Genomic DNA, 22,636 nt, shown 5'->3' with positions numbered 1-22,636 from the left:
CAGGGTTTACGCGATCCCTGTAGGAGCGAGGCTTGCCCGCGAATGGAGCGACGCCGATCTAGCAGATTTACACGCCCAGGTAATCCAGGATCCCTTCAGCCGCATTACGGCCTTCGAAGATCGCCGTTACCACCAGATCGGAACCGCGAACCATATCGCCACCGGCGAAGATTTTCGGGTTGCTGGTCTGGTGCTTGTACTGGCCTTGTTCCGGGGCTACAACGCGGCCCTGGCTGTCGGTCTGGATGCTGTGCTGTTCGAACCACGACGCCGGGCTCGGGCGGAAACCGAACGCGATGACCACGGCGTCGGCCGGGATGATCTCTTCAGAACCCGGGATCGGCTCGGGGCTGCGGCGGCCACGGGCGTCCGGTTCGCCGAGACGAGTTTCGACCACCTTCACGCCTTCGACCTTGTCTTCACCAACAATGGCAATCGGCTGGCGGTTGTAGAGGAATTTCACGCCTTCTTCCTTGGCGTTTTTCACCTCTTTGCGCGAGCCCGGCATGTTCGCTTCGTCACGACGATAGGCGCAGGTCACCGACTTGGCGCCCTGGCGAATCGACGTACGGTTGCAGTCCATCGCCGTGTCGCCGCCGCCCAGCACCACAACCTTCTTGCCTTTCATGTCGACGAAATCTTCCGGCGACTTTTCAAAGCCCAGGTTGCGGTTGACGTTGGCGATCAGGAAGTCGAGCGCGTCATGCACGCCCGGCAGGTCCTCACCGGCAAAGCCGCCCTTCATGTAGGTGTAGGTGCCCATGCCCATGAACACGGCATCGTATTCTTCGAGCAGTTGCTCGACGGTCACGTCCTTACCCACTTCGGTGTTCAGGCGGAACTCGATGCCCATGCCGGTGAAGACTTCGCGGCGATTGCTCAGCACGGTCTTTTCCAGCTTGAACTCCGGGATGCCGAAGGTCAGCAGACCGCCAATTTCCGGGTTCTTGTCGAACACCACCGGGGTCACGCCACCGCGAACCAACACGTCGGCACAACCCAGGCCCGCCGGGCCTGCACCGATGATCGCGACACGCTTGCCGGTCGGCTTGACCTTGGACATGTCCGGGCGCCAGCCCATGGCGAATGCGGTGTCGGTGATGTACTTCTCGACCGAACCGATGGTCACCGCGCCGAAGCCGTCGTTGAGGGTGCAGGCACCCTCACACAGACGATCCTGCGGGCACACCCGGCCGCACACTTCCGGCAGGGTGTTGGTTTGGTGCGACAACTCGGCGGCCTGAAGGATGTTGCCCTCGGCTACCAGCTTGAGCCAATTCGGAATGAAGTTGTGCACCGGGCACTTCCATTCGCAATACGGGTTACCGCAACCCAGGCAGCGGTGGGCCTGATCGGCCGAATGCTGGGGTTTGAAGGGTTCGTAGATCTCCACGAACTCTTTCTTGCGTTGACGCAACAGTTTCTTCTTCGGATCCTTGCGCCCGACATCGATGAACTGGAAGTCGTTATTCAGACGTTCAGCCATTGTTAAAACCTCATCAAACTCTTCAGGCGCATATCACTGCGGGTTGGCACGGGTGCTGGAAAGCAACGATTTCAGGTTGGCAGCCTTGGGCTTGACCAGCCAGAAACGGCGCAGATAGTCATCGAGGTTTTCAGCGAGGTTACGACCCCATTCGCTGTCGGTTTCCGCGACGTATTCGTCCAGCACGCGCTGCAGGTGGCTGCGATAGGCTTCCATCGCTTCGCCGCTGATCCGCTGGATTTCCACCAGTTCGTGGTTGACCCGGTCAACGAAAGTGTTGTCCTGGTCGAGCACGTAGGCGAAACCGCCGGTCATGCCTGAGCCGAAGTTGTAACCGGTCTTGCCCAGGACGCAGACGAAACCACCGGTCATGTACTCGCAGCAGTGATCGCCAGTGCCTTCCACCACGGTGTGAGCACCGGAGTTACGCACCGCAAAACGCTCGCCCGCGGTCCCGGCGGCGAACAGCTTGCCGCCGGTGGCGCCGTACAGGCAGGTGTTGCCGATGATGGCACTGTCCTGAGTCTTGTAGACGCTGCCCTTCGGCGGAACGATGACCAGCTTGCCGCCGGTCATGCCCTTGCCGACGTAGTCGTTGGCGTCGCCTTCCAGGTACATGTGCAGGCCACCAGCGTTCCACACGCCGAAGCTCTGACCGGCCGTCCCGTTGAAGCGGAAGGTGATCGGCGCATTCGCCATGCCTTGGTTGCCGTGTTTGCGAGCGATTTCACCGGAGATGCGCGCGCCGATAGAGCGGTCGCAGTTGCAGATATCCAGGGCGAAATCAGCGCCGCTCATGTCGTTGATAGCCGAGGTGGCCATATTGACCATTTTTTCGGCCAGCAGGCCTTTGTCGAACGGCGGGTTGCGCTCAACCTGGCAGAACTGAGGTTTGTCTGCCGGGATGTGATCGCTGCCGAGCAACGGGGTCAGGTCCAGGTGTTGCTGCTTGGCGGTCTGGCCTTCGAGGATGTCCAGCAGATCGGTACGACCGATCAGCTCTTCGAGGGAGCGCACGCCCAGTTTGGCCAGCCACTCACGGGTTTCTTCAGCGACGTAGGTGAAGAAATTCACCACCATGTCGACGGTCCCGATGTAGTGATCCTTGCGCAGCTTTTCGTTCTGAGTTGCGACGCCGGTGGCGCAGTTGTTCAGGTGGCAGATGCGCAGGTATTTGCAGCCCAGCGCGATCATTGGCGCGGTGCCGAAGCCGAAGCTTTCAGCGCCGAGGATCGCCGCCTTGATCACGTCGAGGCCGGTTTTCAGGCCGCCGTCGGTCTGCACCCGGACTTTGCCGCGCAGGTCGTTGCCGCGCAGGGTCTGGTGGGTTTCGGCCAGGCCGAGTTCCCACGGAGCGCCCGCGTATTTGATCGACGTCAGCGGCGATGCACCGGTGCCGCCGTCGTAGCCGGAGATGGTGATCAAGTCCGCATAGGCCTTGGCCACACCGGCAGCGATGGTGCCGACGCCTGCTTCTGCTACCAGCTTCACCGAGACCAGCGCCTTCGGGTTGACTTGTTTCAGGTCGAAAATCAGCTGCGACAAGTCTTCGATCGAGTAGATGTCGTGGTGCGGCGGCGGCGAAATTAGGGTCACGCCCGGCACTGCGTAACGCAGCTTGGCGATCAGACCGTTGACCTTGCCGCCTGGCAGCTGACCACCTTCGCCGGGCTTGGCGCCCTGAGCGACTTTGATCTGCAGCACTTCAGCGTTGACCAGGTATTCCGGGGTCACACCGAAACGGCCAGTCGCAACCTGTTTGATTTTCGAGCTCTTGATGGTGCCGTAGCGCGCAGGGTCTTCGCCGCCTTCGCCGGAGTTGGAACGCGCACCGAGGCGGTTCATGGCTTCGGCCAAGGCTTCGTGAGCTTCCGGCGACAGTGCACCAAGGGAGATGCCCGCGGAGTCGAAGCGTTTGAGCACCGATTCCAGCGGTTCGATCTCGCTGATGTCCAGCGGCGTGTCCAGGGTTTTGACCTTGAACAGGTCGCGGATCATCGACACCGGACGGTTGTCGACCAGCGCCGTGTATTCCTTGAACTTGCTGTAGTCGCCTTGCTGCACAGCGGCTCGCAGGGTGTTGACCACGTCCGGGTTGTACGCGTGATATTCGCCACCGTGGACGAACTTCAGCAAACCGCCCTGCTGGATTGGCTTGCGCGGGCTCCAGGCTTCGGCAGCCAAAGCTTTCTGCTCGGCTTCGATGTCGACGAAACGCGCACCTTTGATGCGGCTCGGTACGCCACGGAAGCTCAGTTCGCAGACTTCTTCAGACAGGCCGATGGCTTCGAACAACTGCGCACCGCGGTACGACGTAATGGTCGAGATGCCCATCTTCGACAGGATCTTCAGCAGGCCTTTGGTGATGCCTTTGCGGTAGTTCTTGAACACCTCGTAGAGGTCGCCCAGTACTTCACCGGTACGGATCAGGTCGCCCAGTACTTCGTAAGCCAGGAACGGATAGACCGCCGAGGCGCCGAAACCGATCAACACCGCGAAGTGGTGCGGGTCGCGAGCCGTCGCGGTTTCTACCAGGATGTTGGAGTCGCAACGCAGGCCTTTTTCGGTCAGGCGGTGGTGCACCGCGCCGGTGGCCAGGGAAGCGTGGATCGGCAACTTGCCCGGGGCAATGTGACGGTCACTCAACACGACTTGGGTACGACCGGAGCGCACAGCCTCTTCAGCCTGATCGGCGACGTTGCGGATCGCCGCTTCGAGGCCGACGCTTTCGTCGTAGTTGAGGTCGATGATCGCGCGCTCGAAGCCCGGACGATCGAGGTTCATCAGCGAGCGCCACTTGGCCGGGGAAATGACCGGCGAGCTGAGGATCACGCGCGAGGCGTGTTCCGGCGACTCCTGGAAGATGTTGCGCTCGGCACCGAGGCAGATCTCCAGCGACATGACGATGGCTTCACGCAGCGGGTCGATGGGCGGGTTGGTGACCTGCGCGAACTGCTGGCGGAAATAGTCGTACGGCGTGCGCACACGCTGGGACAGCACGGCCATCGGCGTATCGTCGCCCATCGAGCCGACGGCTTCGTAGCCTTGCTCGCCGAGCGGACGCAGCACTTGGTCACGTTCTTCGAAAGTGACCTGGTACATCTTCATGTATTGCTTGAGCTGGTCGACGTCGTAGAACGCCGAACCGTGGTCGTTGTCTTCCATGGTCGCCTGAATGCGCAGGGCATTCTTGCGCAGCCATTGCTTGTACGGATGACGCGACTTCAAGCGGTTGTCGATGGCGTCGGTGTCGAGGATCTGACCGGTTTCGGTGTCCACGGCAAAGATCTGGCCCGGCCCGACGCGGCCCTTGGCGATCACGTCTTCAGGCTGGTAGTTCCAGACACCGATTTCAGACGCCAGGGTGATGAACCCGTTTTTGGTGGTGACCCAACGCGCCGGACGCAGACCGTTACGGTCGAGCAGGCACACCGCGTAACGACCGTCGGTCATTACCACGCCGGCCGGGCCGTCCCAGGGTTCCATGTGCATCGAGTTGTATTCGTAGAATGCACGCAGATCCGGGTCCATGGTTTCGACGTTCTGCCACGCAGGCGGAATGATCATCCGTACGCCACGGAACAGGTCGATGCCACCGGTAACCATCAGCTCAAGCATGTTGTCCATGCTGGAGGAGTCGGAACCAACGCGGTTGACCAGCGGGCCGAGTTCTTCCAGGTCCATCAAGTCGTTGGTGAACTTGGTGCGACGCGCCACGGCCCAGTTGCGGTTGCCGGTGATGGTGTTGATTTCGCCGTTGTGCGCCAGGAAGCGGAACGGTTGAGCCAGCGGCCATTTCGGCAAGGTGTTGGTGGAGAAACGCTGGTGGAACACGCAAATCGAGGTTTGCAGGCGCTGGTCGCTGAGGTCTGGATAGAAGGCGGACAAATCCGCCGGCATCATCAGGCCTTTATAAATAATGGTCTTGTGCGAAAAGCTGCAGATGTAGTGATCGGTGTCGGCGGCGTTGGCCACGGACGAACGACGACGAGAGGTGAACAGCTTGATCGCCATGTCCTGATCGCTCAGGCCTTCACCGCCGATGTACACCTGTTCGATCTGCGGCAGGCGCTCCAGGGCCAGACGGCCGAGGACGCTGGTGTCGATCGGGACTTTGCGCCAGCCGACGAGTTGCAGGCCGGCGGCCAGGATCTCGCGGTTCATGTTCTCGCGAGCGGCTTCGGCTTTGACCGGGTCCTGGTTGAAGAAGACCATGCCCACAGCGTATTGCTTGGGCAGTTCAACGCCGAAGGTTTCCTGGGCGATGGCTCGCAGGAACACATCCGGCTTTTGAATCAGCAGACCGCAACCGTCACCGGTCTTGCCGTCGGCGTTGATCCCACCGCGGTGGGTCATGCAGGTCAGGGCCTCGATGGCCGTTTGCAAAAGGGTATGACTGGGCTCGCCCTGCATATGGGCTATCAGGCCGAAACCGCAGTTATCCTTGAATTCATCTGGTTGGTACAGACCTGCTTTCATAGACACTTTCTCACCAGGCTGCCTCTTTTCGAGGCAAATTTCTTTTCAATTCAACCACTTGCGATCCGCGCCGAACGTACGCCGGCTTAGCGGGGGCAAAAGGGTGGTCATTGTACACAGCGACACAGAGGCTCACAAATTTGACGACGAACTGTCGCAAATCTATGTCGCATTTGTGAAAGGTTTAAAGCGATCTGCTGTGCTAGTCAAAACTTTTTTAATTCTGACTGCAACGACTCAAAGACTACTGTGACGCAGACACCACAAGGCACGCGGTCTGTAGAGACGGCATGCACTTGCAGAAATTTTGAGGTGCTTGGAGAGGCGGCCTGGGTAAGGCCGCCGAATCTTCAGCGAGTTGTTGCCAGTTCCTGTTGGACGCTGGCGACAGTGCGAGGCCAAGGTTTACCAGCCTGAACCTTCGCTGGCAAGGCCTTGATGGCGGTAAGGGCTGCATCGCGGTTGGCGAAGTTGCCGTAGGTGATGACGTAAAGCGGCTTGCCGTTGAGTACTTTCTTGAAATAACGGTACTCGCCGCCCTGCTCTTTCACGAAGGTTTGCGCGGTCGCTTCGGAGCTGGTGCCGAGGATCTGCACCACGTAGTTGCTCGTCGGCTGCCCGGCATACCAGGTGCCACCGGCGCCTTTCGCAGCGGCGGCAGGAGCTGGTTTCTCGGCAGGCTTGACGCTGGCCACGACGGCTGGCTTGGCGGGCGCTGGAGCCGGCTTCACGGCTGGTGCAGTCGGGACTGGCTTGGCTGTAGCGACCTGAGTCGGCTCTGGCACCGGCTTGGCGGCAGGCGTCGGCGCAGGGCCAGGCTGGATGCCCGCAGGCGGCGCGGTGGTGGTCACGGTTGGCGGTGTAGCGCTGGAACCTTCGACCGGTACACCGTCGTCGCCTTCGGTGATGCCACCGGCCGCTTCGGCCAGTGGACCGCGCATGACCGGTTGCGAGTTGCCGACCAGCGGCAATGGCATCGGTTGCGAATTACCGGCGAATTCGACGGCAGGAGCGCCGCCACTGTTAGGTTGTGGCGTGCCTTGGCCGAGCGGCAGTTGCGCCTGTTCGTTGGCAGGTGCGCCGGTGGTCGGTGCTTTGCTGCGACCCGGCATCAACCAGGCGGCGGCTACCGCGACCACGACGACGGCGGAAATCGCCAATACGTGTTTCTTCGGCATGTTGAACCCCATACTTGGACGCTTGACCGCTGAGCGGCTGGCAATCATGGCTTCGATCATTGCATCGCGGGCAACCTGGTTAATGGTGCCAGGCCAGCCGTCGGAGCTTTCGTGAATATCAGAGATCTGATCTGCGGTGAAAAGTTCGATACCCCGGCCTGCGCCTTCAAGCCGCTGGTCCAGGTATTCGCGGGTTTCTTCTTCGGTGTAGGGCTGCAATTCGATGACGTGGAAACGCTCTTCCTCGAGGCTCAGCGCGTCCAGTTGCGCAATCAGCGAGGATTCACCGAACAGAAACACATGCGGACGACCTTCCGGAGCGCCGGCGGCCAGGGCCAGCAAAGCCTCCAGCGCGGATTCGTCGAGCTGTTCGGCGTCGTCCACCAGCAAATAGACTTCCTGCCCGGTCAGCGCCAGTTGCACGACCTGCGACAGAATCGCGTTGACCTCCGCCTGGGCGACGTTCAGCGCCTGAGCCACCTGACGCAGTACGCCGGCAGCATCGCCAGCGCCACGGGCGGAAACCACCACGCTCTGCACCGACTGCTTGTTCGTGCTGGCCACCAGGGCCTGGCGCAACAGCGTCTTGCCACTGCCTTGCGGACCGGTGACCACCAACAGCAACTGGCTGTAGCGGGCCAGGTGATGCAGTTGCCCCAGCACCGGTTTGCGCTGGGCCGGGAAGAATTTGAAGCCAGGCACCCGTGGAGCAAAAGGGTCATGACTCAACTGGTAATGGCCGAGGAAAGCCTCGTCGGCATGCAAACTAGTCATCGGGATCTTATTAACCTTTAAGCTGAGCCAGGGCGCGGTAATCCGCTCCCAGCGTGGCCTGTAAAACTTCTTTCGGATAATCGTCGGTCACCACCGCTTCGCCCATGTGGCGCAGCAGCACCAGGCGCAAACGACCGTCGATCACTTTCTTGTCAATTGCCATGTGTTCGAGAAAATCGGCTTCGCTCATCTCTTCAGGCGGGATGACCGGTAAGCCGGCACGCTGAAACAGACGAATGCCGCGATCGCGCTCTTGCTCGCTGATCCAGCCCAGTCGCGCGGACATTTCCAAAGCCATTACGGTACCAGCAGCGACGGCTTCACCATGAAGCCAGACACCATAGCCCATATGAGTTTCGATAGCGTGACCGAAGGTGTGACCCAGGTTCAACGTGGCACGAACACCGGTCTCCTTCTCGTCGGCACCGACTACCGCCGCCTTGGCCGAGCAGGAACGCTCGATGGCGTAGGTCAGGGCGACCTGATCCAGGGCGCGCAGGCGATCAACGTTTTCTTCGAGCCAGGTCAGGAACGGCTCGTCGCAGATCAGCCCGTACTTGATGACTTCCGCCAGCCCCGCAGAGAGCTCGCGGGCCGGCAGGGTATTGAGGGTCGCGGTATCGATCAGCACCACATTCGGCTGATAGAAGGCGCCGACCATGTTCTTGCCCAACGGGTGATTGATCCCGGTCTTGCCGCCCACCGAGGAGTCGACTTGCGACAACAACGTGGTCGGGACCTGAATGAAATCGACACCGCGCTGATAGCAGGCAGCCGCAAAACCGGCCATGTCACCAATCACGCCGCCGCCGAGGGCGATAACGGTGGTGCGGCGGTCGTGGCGTGCAGTCAGCAGACCGTCGAAAATCAGTTGCAGGGTTTCCCAGGTCTTGAAGGCTTCGCCGTCGGGCAGCACCACGGAAATCACCGAAAACTGCGCGAGGCTGCGGGTCAGACGTTCGAGATAGAGCGGCGCAACGGTCTCGTTGGAGATGATCGCCACTTGCCGTCCGCGAATGTGCGGGGCCAGCAGCTCAGGCTGATCCAACAAACCTTCGCCAATGTGAATCGGGTAGCTGCGCTCGCCTAGATCGACCTTGAGTGTCTGCATGTGTCCCCACAGTGAAGATGGAATCAGGCGTCCTGCCTTGAATTAACGAATGTCCACGGCGTCTGCTGGTGTGACGCCGTTCGGTAGCCATCCGCCACAACCTTGAGCAGTCGTGACAGGACGCCGAGGATAGCGCATTTCGCGCATCGCTTTAACGGGGAGGTAGCTGCTGCAAGCGTTCGAGAATATCGAGCACGACCATTCGCGGCGGCCGCTCATCGGTTTCAACCACCAGGTCGGCGATTTCCCGATACAGCGGATCGCGAATCGCCAGCAGATCCCGCAGGGTCTTGGCCGGATCGGCGGTGCGCAACAAGGGTCGATTTCGATCGCGGGACGTGCGACCGACCTGCTGCTCGACAGAGGCATGCAGATAAACCACCCGACCGCCGGCGTGCAGCGCCCGACGATTGGCTTCGCGCATCACCGCGCCGCCACCGGTTGCAAGCACCACGCCATCGCAGCCGCACAGCTCGGCAATCATCGCCTGCTCGCGATCACGAAAGCCCGGCTCGCCTTCCTTATCGAAAATCCACGGGATATTGGCGCCCGTGCGCAATTCAATTTCCTTATCGGAATCTTTGAACGGCAGGCGCAGCTCTTTGGCCAGCAACCGGCCGATGGTGCTTTTTCCAGCGCCCATCGGTCCAACAAGAATCAAATTTCGCACAGAATCAATGACTCACAGCAATCGCCTGGTTATTCATGATACGCGGAGTGAGAAACACCAGCAGCTCGGATTTTTTCTCCGAAACCACGTCACGCCGGAAAAGGCGGCCAAGATACGGCACATCACCGAGAAATGGCACCTTATCTACAACCTTGCTCTGAGTATTTGAGAAAACCCCGCCTATCACGATGGTCTCGCCATCATTGACCAGGACCTTGGCATTGACCTCGTTTTTCTTGATCGGCGGTACATCCTGGACCTTGTTCAGGTAGTCAGGTTCGTCCTTGGTGACCTTGACCTCCATGATGATCCGATTGTCCGGGGTGATCTGCGGCGTGACTTCAAGGGACAGCGACGCCTCTTTGAACGACACCGAAGTGGCACCGCTGGAGCTGGCTTCCTGATAGGGAATCTCGGTGCCCTTGAGGATTTTCGCGGTTTCCTTGTCGGACGTGACCACCTTGGGCTGCGAGACGATTTCGCCGTTACCGGTCTTCTCCATCGCGGTCAGCTCCAGGTCCAGCAGCACGTTATCGGTGATGAAGGCGATGCCGATCCCCGAGGTATTGCCCGCAGCGCCCAGGTCGACAAACGGCGAGTTGGTACTGGTGCTGCCCGGGGTTCCAATGGTGGTCGACGAACCATTGCTGACCCCCGATGTGTTCCAGTTGCCCTTGTTCTGCACCGAACCTCCCCAGCGCACGCCGAGGCTTTTGTCGTAGTCGACGTTGGCTTCGACGATTCGTGCCTCGATCATCACCTGGCGCACCGGGATATCCAGTTGCGCAACGATGCGACGAAGTTCGTCGAGTCGGTCCTGGGTCTGGTAGGCAATGATGTTGTTGGTCCGCTCATCAACCGTGATCGAACCCCGTTCGTCGATTTTCGATTCGGCACTGGTCACCGACGTGAACAGCTTGGCGATGTCGGCAGCCTTGGCGTAGTTGACCTGCAACAGCTCTCGACGCAGGGGCGCGAGTTCGGAGATCTGCTTCTGCGATTCCAGTTCCTGACGCTCGCGCGCGGCGATTTCATCGGCCGGCGCCACCAGCAGGACGTTGCCGATCTTGCGCTTGTCCAGGCCTTTGGTTTTCAGCACCAGGTCCAGCGCCTGGTCCCATGGCACATTCTGCAAACGCAACGTGATACCGCCTTGCACCGTGTCGCTGGCCACCAGATTGAGGTTGGTGAAATCGGCGATCAGTTGCAGCACCGAGCGCACATCGATGTCCTGGAAATTCAGCGAGAGCTTTTCACCGGTATAGGCAAAACGCTCGGCATTACGCTTTTGCAGATCATCGACGGTCATTGGCCGGATGCTGACCGTCAGCTTGTTGTCGGTCTGGTAGGTCGAATAATCGAAGGCGCCGCTGGGCTCGATGCTGATCGTGGCCCGGTCGCCTGTGGCACTGGCGTTGACGAACTGCACCGGGGTGGCGAAATCCTTGACGTCCAGACGTACGCGCAATGGCTCAGGCAATTGGGTTTTGGCAAAACCGAGGATGATCTTGCCGTCGCGTTCCTGAATGTCCGGGACGATGGAAGGATCCGACAGATCAATCACCACATTGCCTTCACCCTGCGTACCGCGCTGGAAATCTACACCACGGATGGCCTTGCCCACGGGTGCGTAGGCTTTCGTCGGGGCTGGCGTTGCAGTCGCGGCGCGAGGTGCACTGGTTGCCGGCCGGGACGCCTTGCTGTTGGCGCCTTGCCCCACCACCACGATCAGATTGTTGCCCTCAACTCGTGCGTTGTACGGGGCCAACTGGGTCAGATTGATGATAAGCCGCGTACGGTCCTTGGCTTCCACCACTGTGGCGGTACGGGCATTTCCGCCGCCCAGTTCACGATTTTTACTTTTTAGCTGACTGACCACGCCTGGCAGATCCAGCGCAATGCGTGCGGGCGATTCGGTCGTGTAACCGTGGGGCTGCGGTGGCGGGCCATCGAAAGATAACTTCAACTCGACACGATCACCCGGCAGCGCGGCGACATCCAGCGCTTTGAGGTTGGCCGCTTGTACCATCGGCGACAGCAACGCTATCCATAGCGAGATACCGAGGGTTGAGAAAATCCTGTTCATTATTCGAGTTCCACTATGAGTGCTCTTTCAAAGGGATGGTCCGCGGCCGTTCCAGCCAGGCACCTTCGCCGTCGGGAACGATTTCGACCACATCGACTTGCGAGCCGCTGATGGCGACGATCCGCCCTTCGTTACGCCCCAGGTAATCGCCGACTTTCAGCCGATGCACCCCGCCTGCTCCGCGCAACAGCGCGAAGGAGCCGGTCGCATTGGAGATCGTGCCGACCATTTCAAACTGCTCGATGTTGAAACCTTCGAGGTATTGCCTGGCCCGATTGGGATCGGGCTTGACGTTGCGCGAGCCGCGCTTCTGACCCGCCAGATCGACCCTGACCTGCCGGGAAAACGGGCTGCGCAGGTTGGCAGCGTTGTAGGTGAACGTTGGGTAAGACCGGAAGGTCGGCGTTGGTTCAATCTTGCCCGGTGGCCTGAGGCGCACTTCGTTCATGTAGGCGTCGAGGTCACCGACGTCATTACCGTTGCCGCAACCAGCCAGGCCGGCGAACAGTAAAACCATCAACAAGTAACGAATCGGGCTCATTTCTGCAGCCCCTTGTCGTTGTAGCGGTAGGTCTTGGCCAGGATGCTCATGCGCAGTTTCGGACCACCTTCAGGGTCGGCCGGCGCGAGGTCGAAATCATGCAGCGTAACGATCCGCGGCAACCCGGCCACGCCACTGACGAAGGTCGCCAGGTCGTGATAGGCACCGGTCACGGTGATCTGGATCGGCAGTTCGATGTAGAACTGTTGGGTAACCTCCGGCAGCAACTTGATTTCTTCGAACTCCAGCCCGCTACCGAGCCCGGTGCGGGTGATGTCTTCCAGCAGTCCGGGCACTTCAGTGTCGCTGGGCAACTGGCGCAGGAGCACGCCGAAAGAGTTCTCCATCTCCTTCATCTGCTGGGTGTACAGCTCCAGGTTTGCCGCCATGTGCGCTTTGGTTGCGAATTGCTCCTTGAGTGTCGACTCCTCTTCACGCTTGAGTTCGAGGTGATCTTCCTGATCACTGATGAAAAAGGTGTACCCGAGGGCCAACACCAGAACCATGAGCAAGCCGCCCGCCAGGGCCTTGATGGCCGGCGGCCAGGACCCCATGTTGTTGGTGTCCAGATCGTTGATGTCGATCTTGCGCAGGCCTTCGAACCATTCGGAGGGGCTCATTTAGCAGCCTCCACAACGGCGGGCTGAGTCTGACGGACGGTCAACTGAAAGACGTTGGCCTGATCCAGCTGACCGGCGGTGGTGGCTTTGACTTCCGTGAGGCTCGGCGCATCGAACCAGTCGGACGCATCCAGATTGCGCATCAAGTCCGAGACACGATTGTTCGATTCCGCCGCGCCGGCAATGGACAGGGTTTTGCCGGCCATTTTTACTTCGGTGAAATACACTCCGTCCGGCAGGGTACGCGCCAACTGGTCGAAAATACGCCCGCTGATCGGACGGTTGCCTTGCAGGTCCTGGATGATGCGCATGCGCTCGACGAGCTGCTGGCGACGGGACTTCAGTTCGCTGATCTGCTTGATGCGCTCGTCGACCACGGCAATCTGTTTGCCGATGTAATTGTTGCGGGTCACTTGCCGGTCAATGGCGCCGTTGATGACCTGGTCCGCGATAATAATCGCGCCCACCGAGCACACCAACACACCGACCAGCGCCAGCAAAAAGCGTTTGCGACGCTCTTCACGCAGCTCTTCGCGCCAGGGTAGAAGATTGATCCGCGCCATCAGTCGAAACTCCGCAGAGCAAGCCCGCAGGCGATCATCAGTGCCGGCGCATCGCCTGCCAGGGCTCCGGCGTTGACCTTGCTGCTCAATGCCATGTCGGAGAACGGGTTGGCCACCTGGGTCGGCGTGCCCAACCGCTGTTCGATCAGACGATCAAGCCCCGGGACCGACGCAGTACCGCCCGCCAGCAGGATGTGATCGACCGCGTTGTACTGGCCGGAGGCGAAGAAGAACTGCAACGATCGGGAAACCTGCTGCACCAGCGCATCGCGAAAAGGCTGCAAGACTTCACTGACGTAGTCGTCCGGCAATCCGCCCTGCTTCTTCGCCAGCCCCGCCTGCTCGATGGTCAGGCCATAACGACGCTGGATTTCCTCTGTCAGCTGACGCCCACCGAACAATTGTTCGCGGGTGTAGATGATCCGCCCGTTGTACAACACGCTCAGGGTGGTCATGGTCGCGCCGATGTCGACCACCGCCACGGTCAACCCTTCCTGCGAGACCGCCAACTGAGCCGCCAGCAAACTGAACGATCGCTCCAGCGCGTAAGCCTCGACGTCAACCACTCGCGCCGTCAGGCCGGCCAGTGCCAGGGCGGCTTCACGCACTTCGACGTTTTCCTTGCGACAGGCTGCCAGCAGCACATTGACCCGCTCGGGGTTACGCGCTGACGCGCCCTGGACTTCGAAGTCGATGGCGACTTCATCCAATGGGTAGGGGATGTACTGATCGGCCTCGATCTTCAGCTGGTTTTCCATCTCGTCGTCGGAAAGACCGGCGTCCATTTCGATGGTTTTGGTAATGACTGCCGAACCGGCGACGGCCACGGCGACATTCCTGAGGCTGGTTTTGGCCTTGAGCAGCACGCGCGAGAGTGCCTGGCCCACGCCTTCGAGCTCGGCAATATTTTTTTCGACCACCGCGTTGGCGGGCAAGGGTTCGACCGCATAGGCCTCGACCCGATAACGCTCGCCTTGGCGACTTAGCTCAAGCAGCTTTACCGACGTGGAGCTGATGTCGATCCCCAGAAGCGTGTTGGCTTTTTTATTGAAGAGTCCTAGCACTACCAATTCCCTATGACTATCCGTGTCTTACGGACTCTGTAATACCCGTTGCGTTCAAACCACCCGTCTTGACAGCAGCGCAAATGACGCCCTCGACGGAAAAATGCTTATAATGCCCAGCGTTTTTTTCCGGTTTTTACTGCAAGCGCGGGTCGTTCCCTGTTATCTGGACCCTGTTGCCCAATTCATTCTTTGCCCTGGATATCCCAAAGCCTTGATTCGTCTGCTGAAATTTTTCGGTTGGTCCATCGTCGCCGTTTTCTGCGGACTGCTCCTTGGTCTGAGCGGCGCGTTTCTTTACCTTAGTCCCGGATTGCCATCTGTGGAGGCCCTGCGAAGCATCCAGTTGCAGATTCCATTGCGGGTGTACAGCAGCGACAACAAGTTGATCGCAGAATTTGGCGAAATGCGCCGCACACCGATCCGTTTCGCCGACATTCCCCCCAATTTCATCAATGCGTTACTAAGTGCTGAAGACGACAATTTCGCCAATCACTACGGCGTCGATCCCAGCAGCCTGATGCGCGCAGCGACCCAGCTGGTAAAAAGCGGGCACATTCAGTCCGGCGGCAGCACCATCACCATGCAGGTGGCGAAGAACTTCTTCCTGACCAGCGAACGCAGCTTCTCGCGCAAAACCACCGAAATCCTCCTGGCCCTGCAGATCGAACGGCAGCTGACCAAGGACGAGATCCTCGAGCTGTACGTCAACAAGATCTATCTGGGTAACCGCGCCTACGGCATCGAAGCCGCCGCGCAGGTCTACTACGGCAAATCGATTCGTGACGTCAGCCTGGCGCAGATGGCGATGATCGCCGGCCTGCCAAAAGCCCCTTCGCGCTTTAACCCGCTGGCCAACCCGGCCCGCAGCAAGGAACGTCGCGACTGGATCCTTGGGCGCATGTACAAGCTCGGCAAGATCACCGAGGCCGACTACACCACCGCGATCAACGAGCCGCTGAATGCCAGCTACCACGTGCCGACGCCGGAAGTGAACGCGCCGTACATTGCTGAAATGGCCCGCGCCGAAATGGTCGGCCGCTATGGCAGCGATGCGTACACCGAAGGTTTCCGCGTGACCACGACGGTACCGAGCAATTTGCAGGAAATGGCCAACACCGCGGTCCACGAAGGCTTGATGACCTACGATCAGCGGCACGGCTATCGCGGTCCCGAGTCGCGCCTGCCGGGCAAGACTCGCGAGGCCTGGGCCACCGAGCTGACCAAACAGCGAGCCATCAGCGGCCTTGAGCCTGCCATCGTCACTCAAGTTGACAAGAACGGCCTGCAAGTGATCACCCGCACCGGTGAAGAACACATCGCCTGGGAGACGATGAAATGGGCACGTCCATTCCTGAACACCAACAGCATGGGCGCCAACCCGAAGCAGCCGTCGGACGTGGCTCAGGTCGGTGACCTGATTCGCGTGCAGCGCCAACCGGACAATTCGCTGAAATTCAGCCAGATCCCGCAAGCGCAAGGCGCGCTGGTGTCCCTTGATCCGCAGAACGGCGCCATTCGCTCGCTGGTCGGTGGTTTTGCCTTCGAGCAGAGCAACTACAACCGCGCCATGCAGGCCAAGCGTCAGCCGGGTTCGAGCTTCAAGCCCTTCGTGTACAGCGCCGCGCTGGATAACGGCTACACCGCCGCCAGCCTGGTGAACGATGCGCCGATCGTGTTCGTCGATGAATACCTCGACAAGGTCTGGCGTCCGAAGAACGACACCAACACCTTCCTCGGCCCGATTCGTCTGCGTGAAGGGCTGTACAAGTCGCGCAACCTGGTATCGATCCGACTGGTGCAGGCGCTGGGCGTCGATCGCACCATCGATTACATCAGCAAGTTCGGCTTCAACAAGCAGGACCTGCCGCGCAACTTGTCCCTGGCCTTGGGCACCGCGACCCTGACGCCAATGGAAATCGCCACTGGCTGGAGCACCTTCGCCAACGGTGGCTACAAAATCAGCCCGTACATCATCGACAAGATCGAAAGCCGCAATGGCGACACGCTGTTCGTCGCCAACCCACCTAGCGTTCCTCAGGGCGACGTAACGACCAATGGCATCGCCGCACCGACCGACGCCCAGGCGTTCACGGTTAATGCGACCCCGGGCGAGGCTCCGGCCGCACCCGGCACCGCACCGCAAACGCCAGCCGTGGCCGAGCGCATTGTCGACGGTCGCACCACCTTCATCCTCAACAGCATGCTTGAAGACGTGATCAAACTCGGCACCGGCCGCCGCGCACTCGCCTTGGGCCGCAGTGACATTGCGGGCAAGACCGGCACCACCAACGAATCCAAGGACGCCTGGTTCTCCGGCTACAACGCCGATTACGTGACCACCGTCTGGACGGGTTTCGATCAGCCTGAAAGCCTGGGCAAACGCGAGTTTGGTGGCACCGTCGCGCTGCCGATCTGGATGAACTACATGGCTGCTGCCCTTAAAGACAAGCCGCCTCACACCCAGGCAGAGCCGGAAGGCCTCCTCAGCCTGCGGGTTGACCCGGTCAGCGGTCGCGCGGCCAGCCCGGGTACGCCAGGCGCGTACTTCGAGCTGTTCAAGGCTGAAGATACGCCACCGTCGGCGAATGAGCTGGGTAACGGCAATGCGCCGGGCAGCCCGCTGCCAGCGGATGAAGCGGCGCCGATCGATTTGTTCTGATCGCGTAAAGCAACGCAAAAGCCCCGCCTTCGAGAGAAGTGCGGGGCTTTTTATTGTGGCGCCTGTCAGGGCCTCTTCGCGGGCAAGCCTCGCTCCTACGGATATGAATCGTTCCCAGCGTTTGCGGACAACCCGCCCCTTGTAGGAGCGAGGCTTGCCCGCGAAGAGGCCATTACAACTACTGCAAAACCCTCAGACATAAAAAAGCCCCAACTCAAATGAGCCAGGGCTTTTTGTTTGAAGCGCTACAACGGCTTAGCCGTTGAACACGTCATCCACGCTTTTCAGCGGGTAGTTCTTCGGATACGGCAGGGTCGCTACGCCGGTCTCGATGGCAGCCTTGGCCACGGCATCGGAGATCAGGGTGATCAGACGGGCATCCATTGGCTTCGGAATGATGTACTCACGACCGAATTCCAGCTTGATGCCGCCGTAGGCGTCGCACACTTCCTGAGGAACCGGCAGTTTGGCCAGTTCACGCAGGGCGTTGGCTGCGGCTACTTTCATTTCTTCGTTGATGCGCTTGGCGCGAACGTCCAGTGCACCGCGGAAGATGAACGGGAAGCCCAGTACGTTGTTGACCTGGTTCGGGTAGTCCGAACGGCCGGTGGCCATGATCACGTCGTCACGGGTGGCGTGCGCCAGTTCCGGGGAGATTTCCGGATCCGGGTTGGAGCATGCGAAGACGATCGGGTTGGCCGCCATGGACTTCAGGCCTTCAGCGCTCAGCAGGTTCGGGCCGGACAGGCCCACGAATACGTCAGCACCGGTCAGGGCGTCAGCCAGGGTGCGCTTGTCGGTCGCGTGAGCGAAGACAGCCTTGTACTGGTTCAGGTCGTCACGGCCAGAGTGGATCACGCCGGTACGGTCAACCATGTAGATGTTTTCGATGTTGGCACCCATGCTCACCAGCAATTTCATGCAGGAGATGGCGGCCGCACCGGCGCCCAGGCAGACGATCTTGGCGTCAGCCAGGGTTTTGCCAGCGATTTCCAGGGCGTTGATCATGCCGGCCGCAGTAACGATCGCGGTGCCGTGCTGGTCATCGTGGAACACTGGAATGTCGCACTGTTCGATCAGAGCGCGTTCGATCTCAAAGCACTCAGGTGCCTTGATGTCTTCCAGGTTGATGCCACCGAAGGTGATGGAGATACGCTTGACGGTGTCGATGAAGGCTTGCGGGCTTTCGGAGTCGACTTCGATGTCGAAAACGTCGATGCCGGCGAAGCGCTTGAACAGCACGCCTTTACCTTCCATGACTGGCTTGGAAGCCAATGGGCCGAGGTTACCCAGGCCGAGAATCGCGGTGCCATCGGAAATGACTGCAACCAGGTTGCCTTTGCCGGTGTATTTGTAGGCCAGTTCAGGATCGCGGGCGATTTCGCGTACTGGTTCGGCTACGCCGGGGCTGTAGGCCAGCGACAGATCGCGGGCGGTAGCGGTGGCCTTGGTGAGCTCGACACTCAGCTTCCCTGGACGAGGATGGGCGTGATATTCGAGAGCGGCAGTTTTCAAATCAGACATGTGGGCATTCCGCTTTTACTGTTGGACAGACGGATCGCCGAGGATACGCGTGTCGCAAAGTCCCCACAAGACTGACCAGTCACCCCTGTCAAGCGCCCTGCCCTACGACTTTGGGCCAAGAGCCACGGAACACAAGGGATAGACTGTTCACAATCAACTGAAAAAATGTCTACAATTCTTCCCAAGGCGCCGCTTGCAGCATCGCCGGGGCGGTCAGTGGCAGAAGCCAGCGAGCCTGCCCGGGTTTCAAACCACCGCGGCGCGAACGATCCAGTACCCAGCCACGCGCCTCAATCTGCTTGCCCTTCAGTCGCTCAAGCGATGCCACATCGAATTGCCCGAGCAAATTGGGTGCAACGCGCAATACAACCGAGTCCTGTAACTCAATCCAAACCCCGCCGCGATTGCGCTGAACCTTGCTCACACGACCGCTGAGCACGGCAAAACCGGAAGCGGTGATTTGCTCCGCTTTCAGTACAGGTGATTGCCGCCACACGCCAAGTCCGGCCTGACGGGCGCTACGTTCGGCGGCTTGCTGGCAGCCGACCAAATCGACATTCGGCGCGACCGCCACTTGAAAACCGAGGCCCTCGGCGAGCATCTGCGCTTCGAGGTTGGCGCCATCGGCACCGTAGACATGCGCCAACGTGCGACCGTAATGGTCTTTGCTTTCTTTGCCGGGCAGCAAACCCACGCGCCCGTCGCTGGACGTCACCAGCGCTTCCAGCCGTTTGCGCGCGACCACGGCAAACGGCTCGTCGGAACGGCCCTGTTTGCCCAGCTCAGGCGTATTCAAGCCGATCATGCGCACGCTGCGGCCATCGCGCAGGCGCAAGGTGTCGCCATCCACCACGCGTTGCACGACGACGGGTGTCAGACCGCTCGGCACCGGGCAAAAGGCCTGGGCGCCGGACAACCAAATCGCGGACACAAAAAAGGCGCCCGCAAGGGACGCCTTTTTCAATAGCAAGGTAAAGCCCATGAGGCCTTCGAACCTTACTCTGCAGCAGCAGGTTTCTTGCCGAAAGCACCGAAACGGTCTGCGAAGCGCTGAACGCGGCCGCCAGTGTCCAGAGTCTTCTGCTTACCGGTGTAGAACGGGTGGCACTCGTTGCAAACGTCGATCGGCAGAGCTTTGCCGAAGGTCGAACGAGTTTCGAACTTGTTGCCACAGCTGCAAGTAACAGCAATGACTGGATAATCTGGATGGATTTCAGCTTTCATGGTGTCTTCCTCGGGCTGCGTGCCGCCACCCAACACTATTGTTGAATACCGCACGTAATTAGGCCGCGGATTCTAACAGACATTGCCAATCACGCAAGCTGTCGCTCACACCAGTCGTCTGCTAGGCTCCCGACCCAAAGCGCCATCCCTGTGGGAGCGCGCCTGCTCCCACAGGTTGTTCGTTCAGCCTTCATTTACTGCCCCGCCCAAAGAGAATCCCCCGCGTGCCCGAAGCCATTTTGCGCCTCGCCCTGCCTTCGCCACTGCGCCGTCTGTTCGATTACCGTGCCCCGGCCGGGGTCCTGCGCGCCCAGTTGCAACCGGGCATGCGCCTGCGGGTGCCGTTCGGCCGCCGGGAGATGATCGGGATTCTTGTGGAGGTCACCGACACCAGCGAAGTGCCGGTAGAAAAGCTCAAACCGGCCCTGGCGTTGCTCGACGCCACGCCGCCGTTGCCGCCGGCACTGTTCAAGCTGTGCCTGTGGACCTCGCAGTATTACCAGCACAGCCTCGGCGACACCTTGAGTTGGGCGCTGCCTGTGTTGTTGCGCCAAGGCGAACTGGCCGAGGCGCGCCAGGAACGCTTCTGGTCCGCCGCGCCCGGCGCCAGCCTTGATGACCCGCGCATCGCCCGGGCGCCGCGCCAGCGCGAAGCCCTGGCCACGCTGGCTCAACACCCCCACGGCGTCGCCCATCAATTGCTGAGCAAACTGATGCTGAGCAAGGACAGCCTGGATTTGTTGCTGGCCAAGGGTCTGGTGCAGGTGGAAATCCGCAAGCACGCCCCCGGCGCTCGCCACGAGCACTGGCTGGCGCAACCGGAGTTGCCGCTCAACCCCGAGCAGCGCGCCGCCTATGAGGCGATTCGCGCCGGGTTCGACAGTTATCACGCGTTCCTGCTGGCCGGTGTCACCGGCAGCGGCAAGACCGAAGTCTATTTGCAGCTGATTCGCGAAACCCTCGAAGCCGGCAAGCAAGCGCTGGTGTTGATTCCGGAGATCAACCTCGGCCCGCAAACCCTGGCGCGCTTCGAGCAGCGTTTCAATGCGCGCATCGCCCTGATTCACTCGGCGGTCAATGATCGCGAGCGCCTCGAAGCCTGGCTCGCCGCCCGGGACGGTGACGCCGACATCATTATCGGCACCCGTTCGGCGTTGTTCACGCCGATGAAAAACCCCGGCCTGATCATCATCGATGAAGAGCACGACGGCTCCTATAAACAGCAGGAAGGCCTGCGTTATCACGCCCGCGATCTGGCGCTGGTGCGCGCGCGGCAGGAAAACATCCCGATTGTCCTCGGCTCCGCCACGCCTTCGCTGGAAAGCTTGCACAACGCCTACACCGGTCGGTACGGCCTCCTACGCCTGAACGAGCGTGCTGGCGGCGCCAAGCAACCGCGATTCCTGCGCCTGGATGTCAAAAGCCGTCCACTGGACAGCGGTATTTCCGGGCCGATGCAGCAAGCGATCGGCCAGACCCTTGCGGCCGGTCAGCAAGTGTTGGTTTTTCTCAATCGTCGCGGGTTTGCGCCGACGCTGCTGTGCCACGACTGCGGCTGGATGTCCGAGTGTCAGCGCTGCGATGCGCGGATGACCGTGCACCAGCGCTCCGGCGAACTGCGCTGCCACCATTGCGGCTACGTCGAGCGCGTGCCACGGCACTGCCCGAAATGCGGCAAGGTCGATTTACGGCCGGTGGGTGCCGGCACCGAACGCGCAGAAGAACGCTTGGCGATTCTATTTCCGGACGTCCCGGTGCTGCGGGTCGACCGCGACAGCACCTCGCGCAAAGACGCGATGAATCAGCTGTTCGCAACCATCCAGAAAGGCCAGCCGTGCATTCTGGTCGGCACGCAAATGCTCGCCAAAGGGCACCACTTTCCACGGGTGACGCTGGTGTCGATCCTCGATGCCGATGGCGGGCTGTTCTCCGGCGACTTTCGCGCCAGCGAACGCATGGCGCAGTTGATCGTCCAGGTTGCAGGCCGTGCCGGGCGAGCCGAAGAGCCGGGCAAGGTGATTATCCAGACGCACCTGGCCGATCATCCGCTGCTGGTGCAATTGACCGAGCAAGGCTATTTCGCCTTTGCCGAACAGGCCTTGAGTGAGCGTCGCTCTGCGGGACTGCCGCCGTTTGCGCATTTGGCGTTGCTGCGGGCCGAAGCGCACAAACCGGGACAGGCCGAAGGGTTTCTCGATGAGGCGTGCAGCGAGGCCGAGCGTTTGTTGGCTGAGCAGAACTTGACCGGGATTGAGTTGCTTGGCCCGGTGCCGGCGCCGATGGAGCGTCGAGCCGGGCGTTATCGTGCGCAGTTATTGCTGCAGGCGACAGCTCGGGCACCGCTGCATCGGTTGCTGGCCAGCTGGTTGCTGGCGCTGGAGCAGATGCCGAGCGGACGGGCGGTGCGTTGGTCATTGGACGTCGATCCCGTCGATTTGTATTGATTGGGCGATCGCCTTCGCGGGCAAGTCGGATCGCCGCCCGCTCGCTCCTACAGGTTTGTGTCGTTCACAATATTGGCGAACGACACAAACCTGTAGGAGCGAGCTTTGCCCGCGAAGGGGCCCGATTTTTCACCACATATCCATAACCTGCCCGCTATAGTTGGCAAGCCCGTCTTCGCAACGGATAATGTCCAGTTTTTCCACTAGCGC

Annotated in this window: 15 protein-coding genes; 2 read left to right on the top strand and 13 right to left on the bottom strand. The window is 60.5% G+C overall.

Annotation, left to right across the window (positions count from 1 at the left end; all coding sequences use genetic code 11):
• Window positions 1-67: 67 nt before the first annotated feature.
• The 10 genes from ACYZTM_RS17485 to ACYZTM_RS17440 all read right to left on the bottom strand — a co-directional run bounded on the left by ACYZTM_RS17485 (window position 68) and on the right by ACYZTM_RS17440 (window position 14,572).
• Window positions 68-1,486: an FAD-dependent oxidoreductase gene (locus ACYZTM_RS17485; RefSeq protein ID WP_131061450.1), complete on the bottom strand. Its 1,419-nt coding sequence runs from the start codon at window positions 1,484-1,486 to the stop codon at window positions 68-70.
• A gap of 33 nt (window positions 1,487-1,519) precedes the next feature.
• Window positions 1,520-5,965, bottom strand: a complete 4,446-nt coding sequence (gltB, locus tag ACYZTM_RS17480) for a glutamate synthase large subunit (RefSeq protein ID WP_461983705.1) — start codon at window positions 5,963-5,965, stop codon at window positions 1,520-1,522.
• A 350-nt stretch (window positions 5,966-6,315) separates the two neighbouring features.
• On the bottom strand, window positions 6,316-7,917 hold the full coding sequence (locus ACYZTM_RS17475; protein ID WP_131061452.1) for an SPOR domain-containing protein: 1,602 nt from the start codon (window positions 7,915-7,917) through the stop codon (window positions 6,316-6,318).
• A gap of 10 nt (window positions 7,918-7,927) precedes the next feature.
• Window positions 7,928-9,028 (bottom strand): 3-dehydroquinate synthase, encoded by a 1,101-nt coding sequence (gene aroB / locus ACYZTM_RS17470; RefSeq protein ID WP_131061453.1) that lies wholly within the window; start codon window positions 9,026-9,028, stop codon window positions 7,928-7,930.
• Between the two features lie 151 nt (window positions 9,029-9,179).
• Window positions 9,180-9,698: a shikimate kinase AroK gene (aroK, locus tag ACYZTM_RS17465; RefSeq protein WP_010464421.1), complete on the bottom strand. Its 519-nt coding sequence runs from the start codon at window positions 9,696-9,698 to the stop codon at window positions 9,180-9,182.
• A 4-nt stretch (window positions 9,699-9,702) separates the two neighbouring features.
• The gene (gene pilQ / locus ACYZTM_RS17460; protein WP_461983702.1) at window positions 9,703-11,784 is read right to left on the bottom strand and encodes a type IV pilus secretin PilQ; all 2,082 of its coding nucleotides are present in this window, start codon (window positions 11,782-11,784) and stop codon (window positions 9,703-9,705) included.
• 13 nt (window positions 11,785-11,797) lie between these two features.
• Window positions 11,798-12,325: a pilus assembly protein PilP gene (locus ACYZTM_RS17455; protein WP_461983700.1), complete on the bottom strand. Its 528-nt coding sequence runs from the start codon at window positions 12,323-12,325 to the stop codon at window positions 11,798-11,800.
• Window positions 12,322-12,945: a type 4a pilus biogenesis protein PilO gene (gene pilO / locus ACYZTM_RS17450; RefSeq protein WP_131061456.1), complete on the bottom strand. Its 624-nt coding sequence runs from the start codon at window positions 12,943-12,945 to the stop codon at window positions 12,322-12,324. The genes ACYZTM_RS17455 and pilO overlap by 4 nt, the downstream gene beginning before the upstream one ends.
• Window positions 12,942-13,508 (bottom strand): PilN domain-containing protein, encoded by a 567-nt coding sequence (locus tag ACYZTM_RS17445; protein ID WP_461983698.1) that lies wholly within the window; start codon window positions 13,506-13,508, stop codon window positions 12,942-12,944. Before ACYZTM_RS17445 ends, pilO begins: the two co-directional genes overlap by 4 nt.
• Window positions 13,508-14,572: a pilus assembly protein PilM gene (locus ACYZTM_RS17440; protein WP_131061458.1), complete on the bottom strand. Its 1,065-nt coding sequence runs from the start codon at window positions 14,570-14,572 to the stop codon at window positions 13,508-13,510. Before ACYZTM_RS17440 ends, ACYZTM_RS17445 begins: the two co-directional genes overlap by 1 nt.
• 217 nt (window positions 14,573-14,789) lie before the next feature.
• Between ACYZTM_RS17440 and ACYZTM_RS17435 the strand changes: the two genes are divergently transcribed.
• Window positions 14,790-17,234 (top strand): penicillin-binding protein 1A, encoded by a 2,445-nt coding sequence (locus tag ACYZTM_RS17435; RefSeq protein ID WP_371928424.1) that lies wholly within the window; start codon window positions 14,790-14,792, stop codon window positions 17,232-17,234.
• A gap of 255 nt (window positions 17,235-17,489) precedes the next feature.
• Here ACYZTM_RS17435 and ACYZTM_RS17430 read toward each other — a convergent pair whose 3' ends face one another.
• From ACYZTM_RS17430 to rpmE, 3 genes are all read right to left on the bottom strand, one after another.
• Window positions 17,490-18,758, bottom strand: a complete 1,269-nt coding sequence (locus ACYZTM_RS17430; RefSeq protein WP_449642738.1) for a malic enzyme-like NAD(P)-binding protein — start codon at window positions 18,756-18,758, stop codon at window positions 17,490-17,492.
• A gap of 169 nt (window positions 18,759-18,927) precedes the next feature.
• Window positions 18,928-19,740 (bottom strand): thermonuclease family protein, encoded by an 813-nt coding sequence (locus tag ACYZTM_RS17425; RefSeq protein ID WP_461983695.1) that lies wholly within the window; start codon window positions 19,738-19,740, stop codon window positions 18,928-18,930.
• 14 nt (window positions 19,741-19,754) lie between these two features.
• A complete protein-coding gene (gene rpmE, locus ACYZTM_RS17420) occupies window positions 19,755-19,982 on the bottom strand; it encodes a 50S ribosomal protein L31 (protein WP_131061460.1) in 228 nt (75 codons plus the stop codon).
• A 224-nt stretch (window positions 19,983-20,206) separates the two neighbouring features.
• Between rpmE and ACYZTM_RS17415 the strand changes: the two genes are divergently transcribed.
• Window positions 20,207-22,426, top strand: a complete 2,220-nt coding sequence (locus tag ACYZTM_RS17415) for a primosomal protein N' (RefSeq protein WP_461983692.1) — start codon at window positions 20,207-20,209, stop codon at window positions 22,424-22,426.
• Window positions 22,427-22,636 lie beyond the last annotated feature (210 nt).

Source organism: Pseudomonas sp. MDT2-39-1 (assembly GCF_054898085.1).
The sequence above is the reverse complement of the archived record's forward strand: the minus strand, read 5'-3'. Positions and strand labels throughout refer to the sequence as shown.

Coding starts and splice junctions, on each gene's coding strand:
- ACYZTM_RS17485 (WP_131061450.1), bottom strand. CDS start 1,486: ATGGCTGAACGTCTGAATAACGACTTCCAGTTCATCGATGTCGGGCGC.
- gltB (WP_461983705.1), bottom strand. CDS start 5,965: ATGAAAGCAGGTCTGTACCAACCAGATGAATTCAAGGATAACTGCGGT.
- ACYZTM_RS17475 (WP_131061452.1), bottom strand. CDS start 7,917: ATGACTAGTTTGCATGCCGACGAGGCTTTCCTCGGCCATTACCAGTTG.
- aroB (WP_131061453.1), bottom strand. CDS start 9,028: ATGCAGACACTCAAGGTCGATCTAGGCGAGCGCAGCTACCCGATTCAC.
- pilQ (WP_461983702.1), bottom strand. CDS start 11,784: ATGAACAGGATTTTCTCAACCCTCGGTATCTCGCTATGGATAGCGTTG.
- ACYZTM_RS17455 (WP_461983700.1), bottom strand. CDS start 12,325: ATGAGCCCGATTCGTTACTTGTTGATGGTTTTACTGTTCGCCGGCCTG.
- pilO (WP_131061456.1), bottom strand. CDS start 12,945: ATGAGCCCCTCCGAATGGTTCGAAGGCCTGCGCAAGATCGACATCAAC.
- ACYZTM_RS17445 (WP_461983698.1), bottom strand. CDS start 13,508: ATGGCGCGGATCAATCTTCTACCCTGGCGCGAAGAGCTGCGTGAAGAG.
- ACYZTM_RS17430 (WP_449642738.1), bottom strand. CDS start 18,758: ATGTCTGATTTGAAAACTGCCGCTCTCGAATATCACGCCCATCCTCGT.
- ACYZTM_RS17425 (WP_461983695.1), bottom strand. CDS start 19,740: ATGGGCTTTACCTTGCTATTGAAAAAGGCGTCCCTTGCGGGCGCCTTT.
- rpmE (WP_131061460.1), bottom strand. CDS start 19,982: ATGAAAGCTGAAATCCATCCAGATTATCCAGTCATTGCTGTTACTTGC.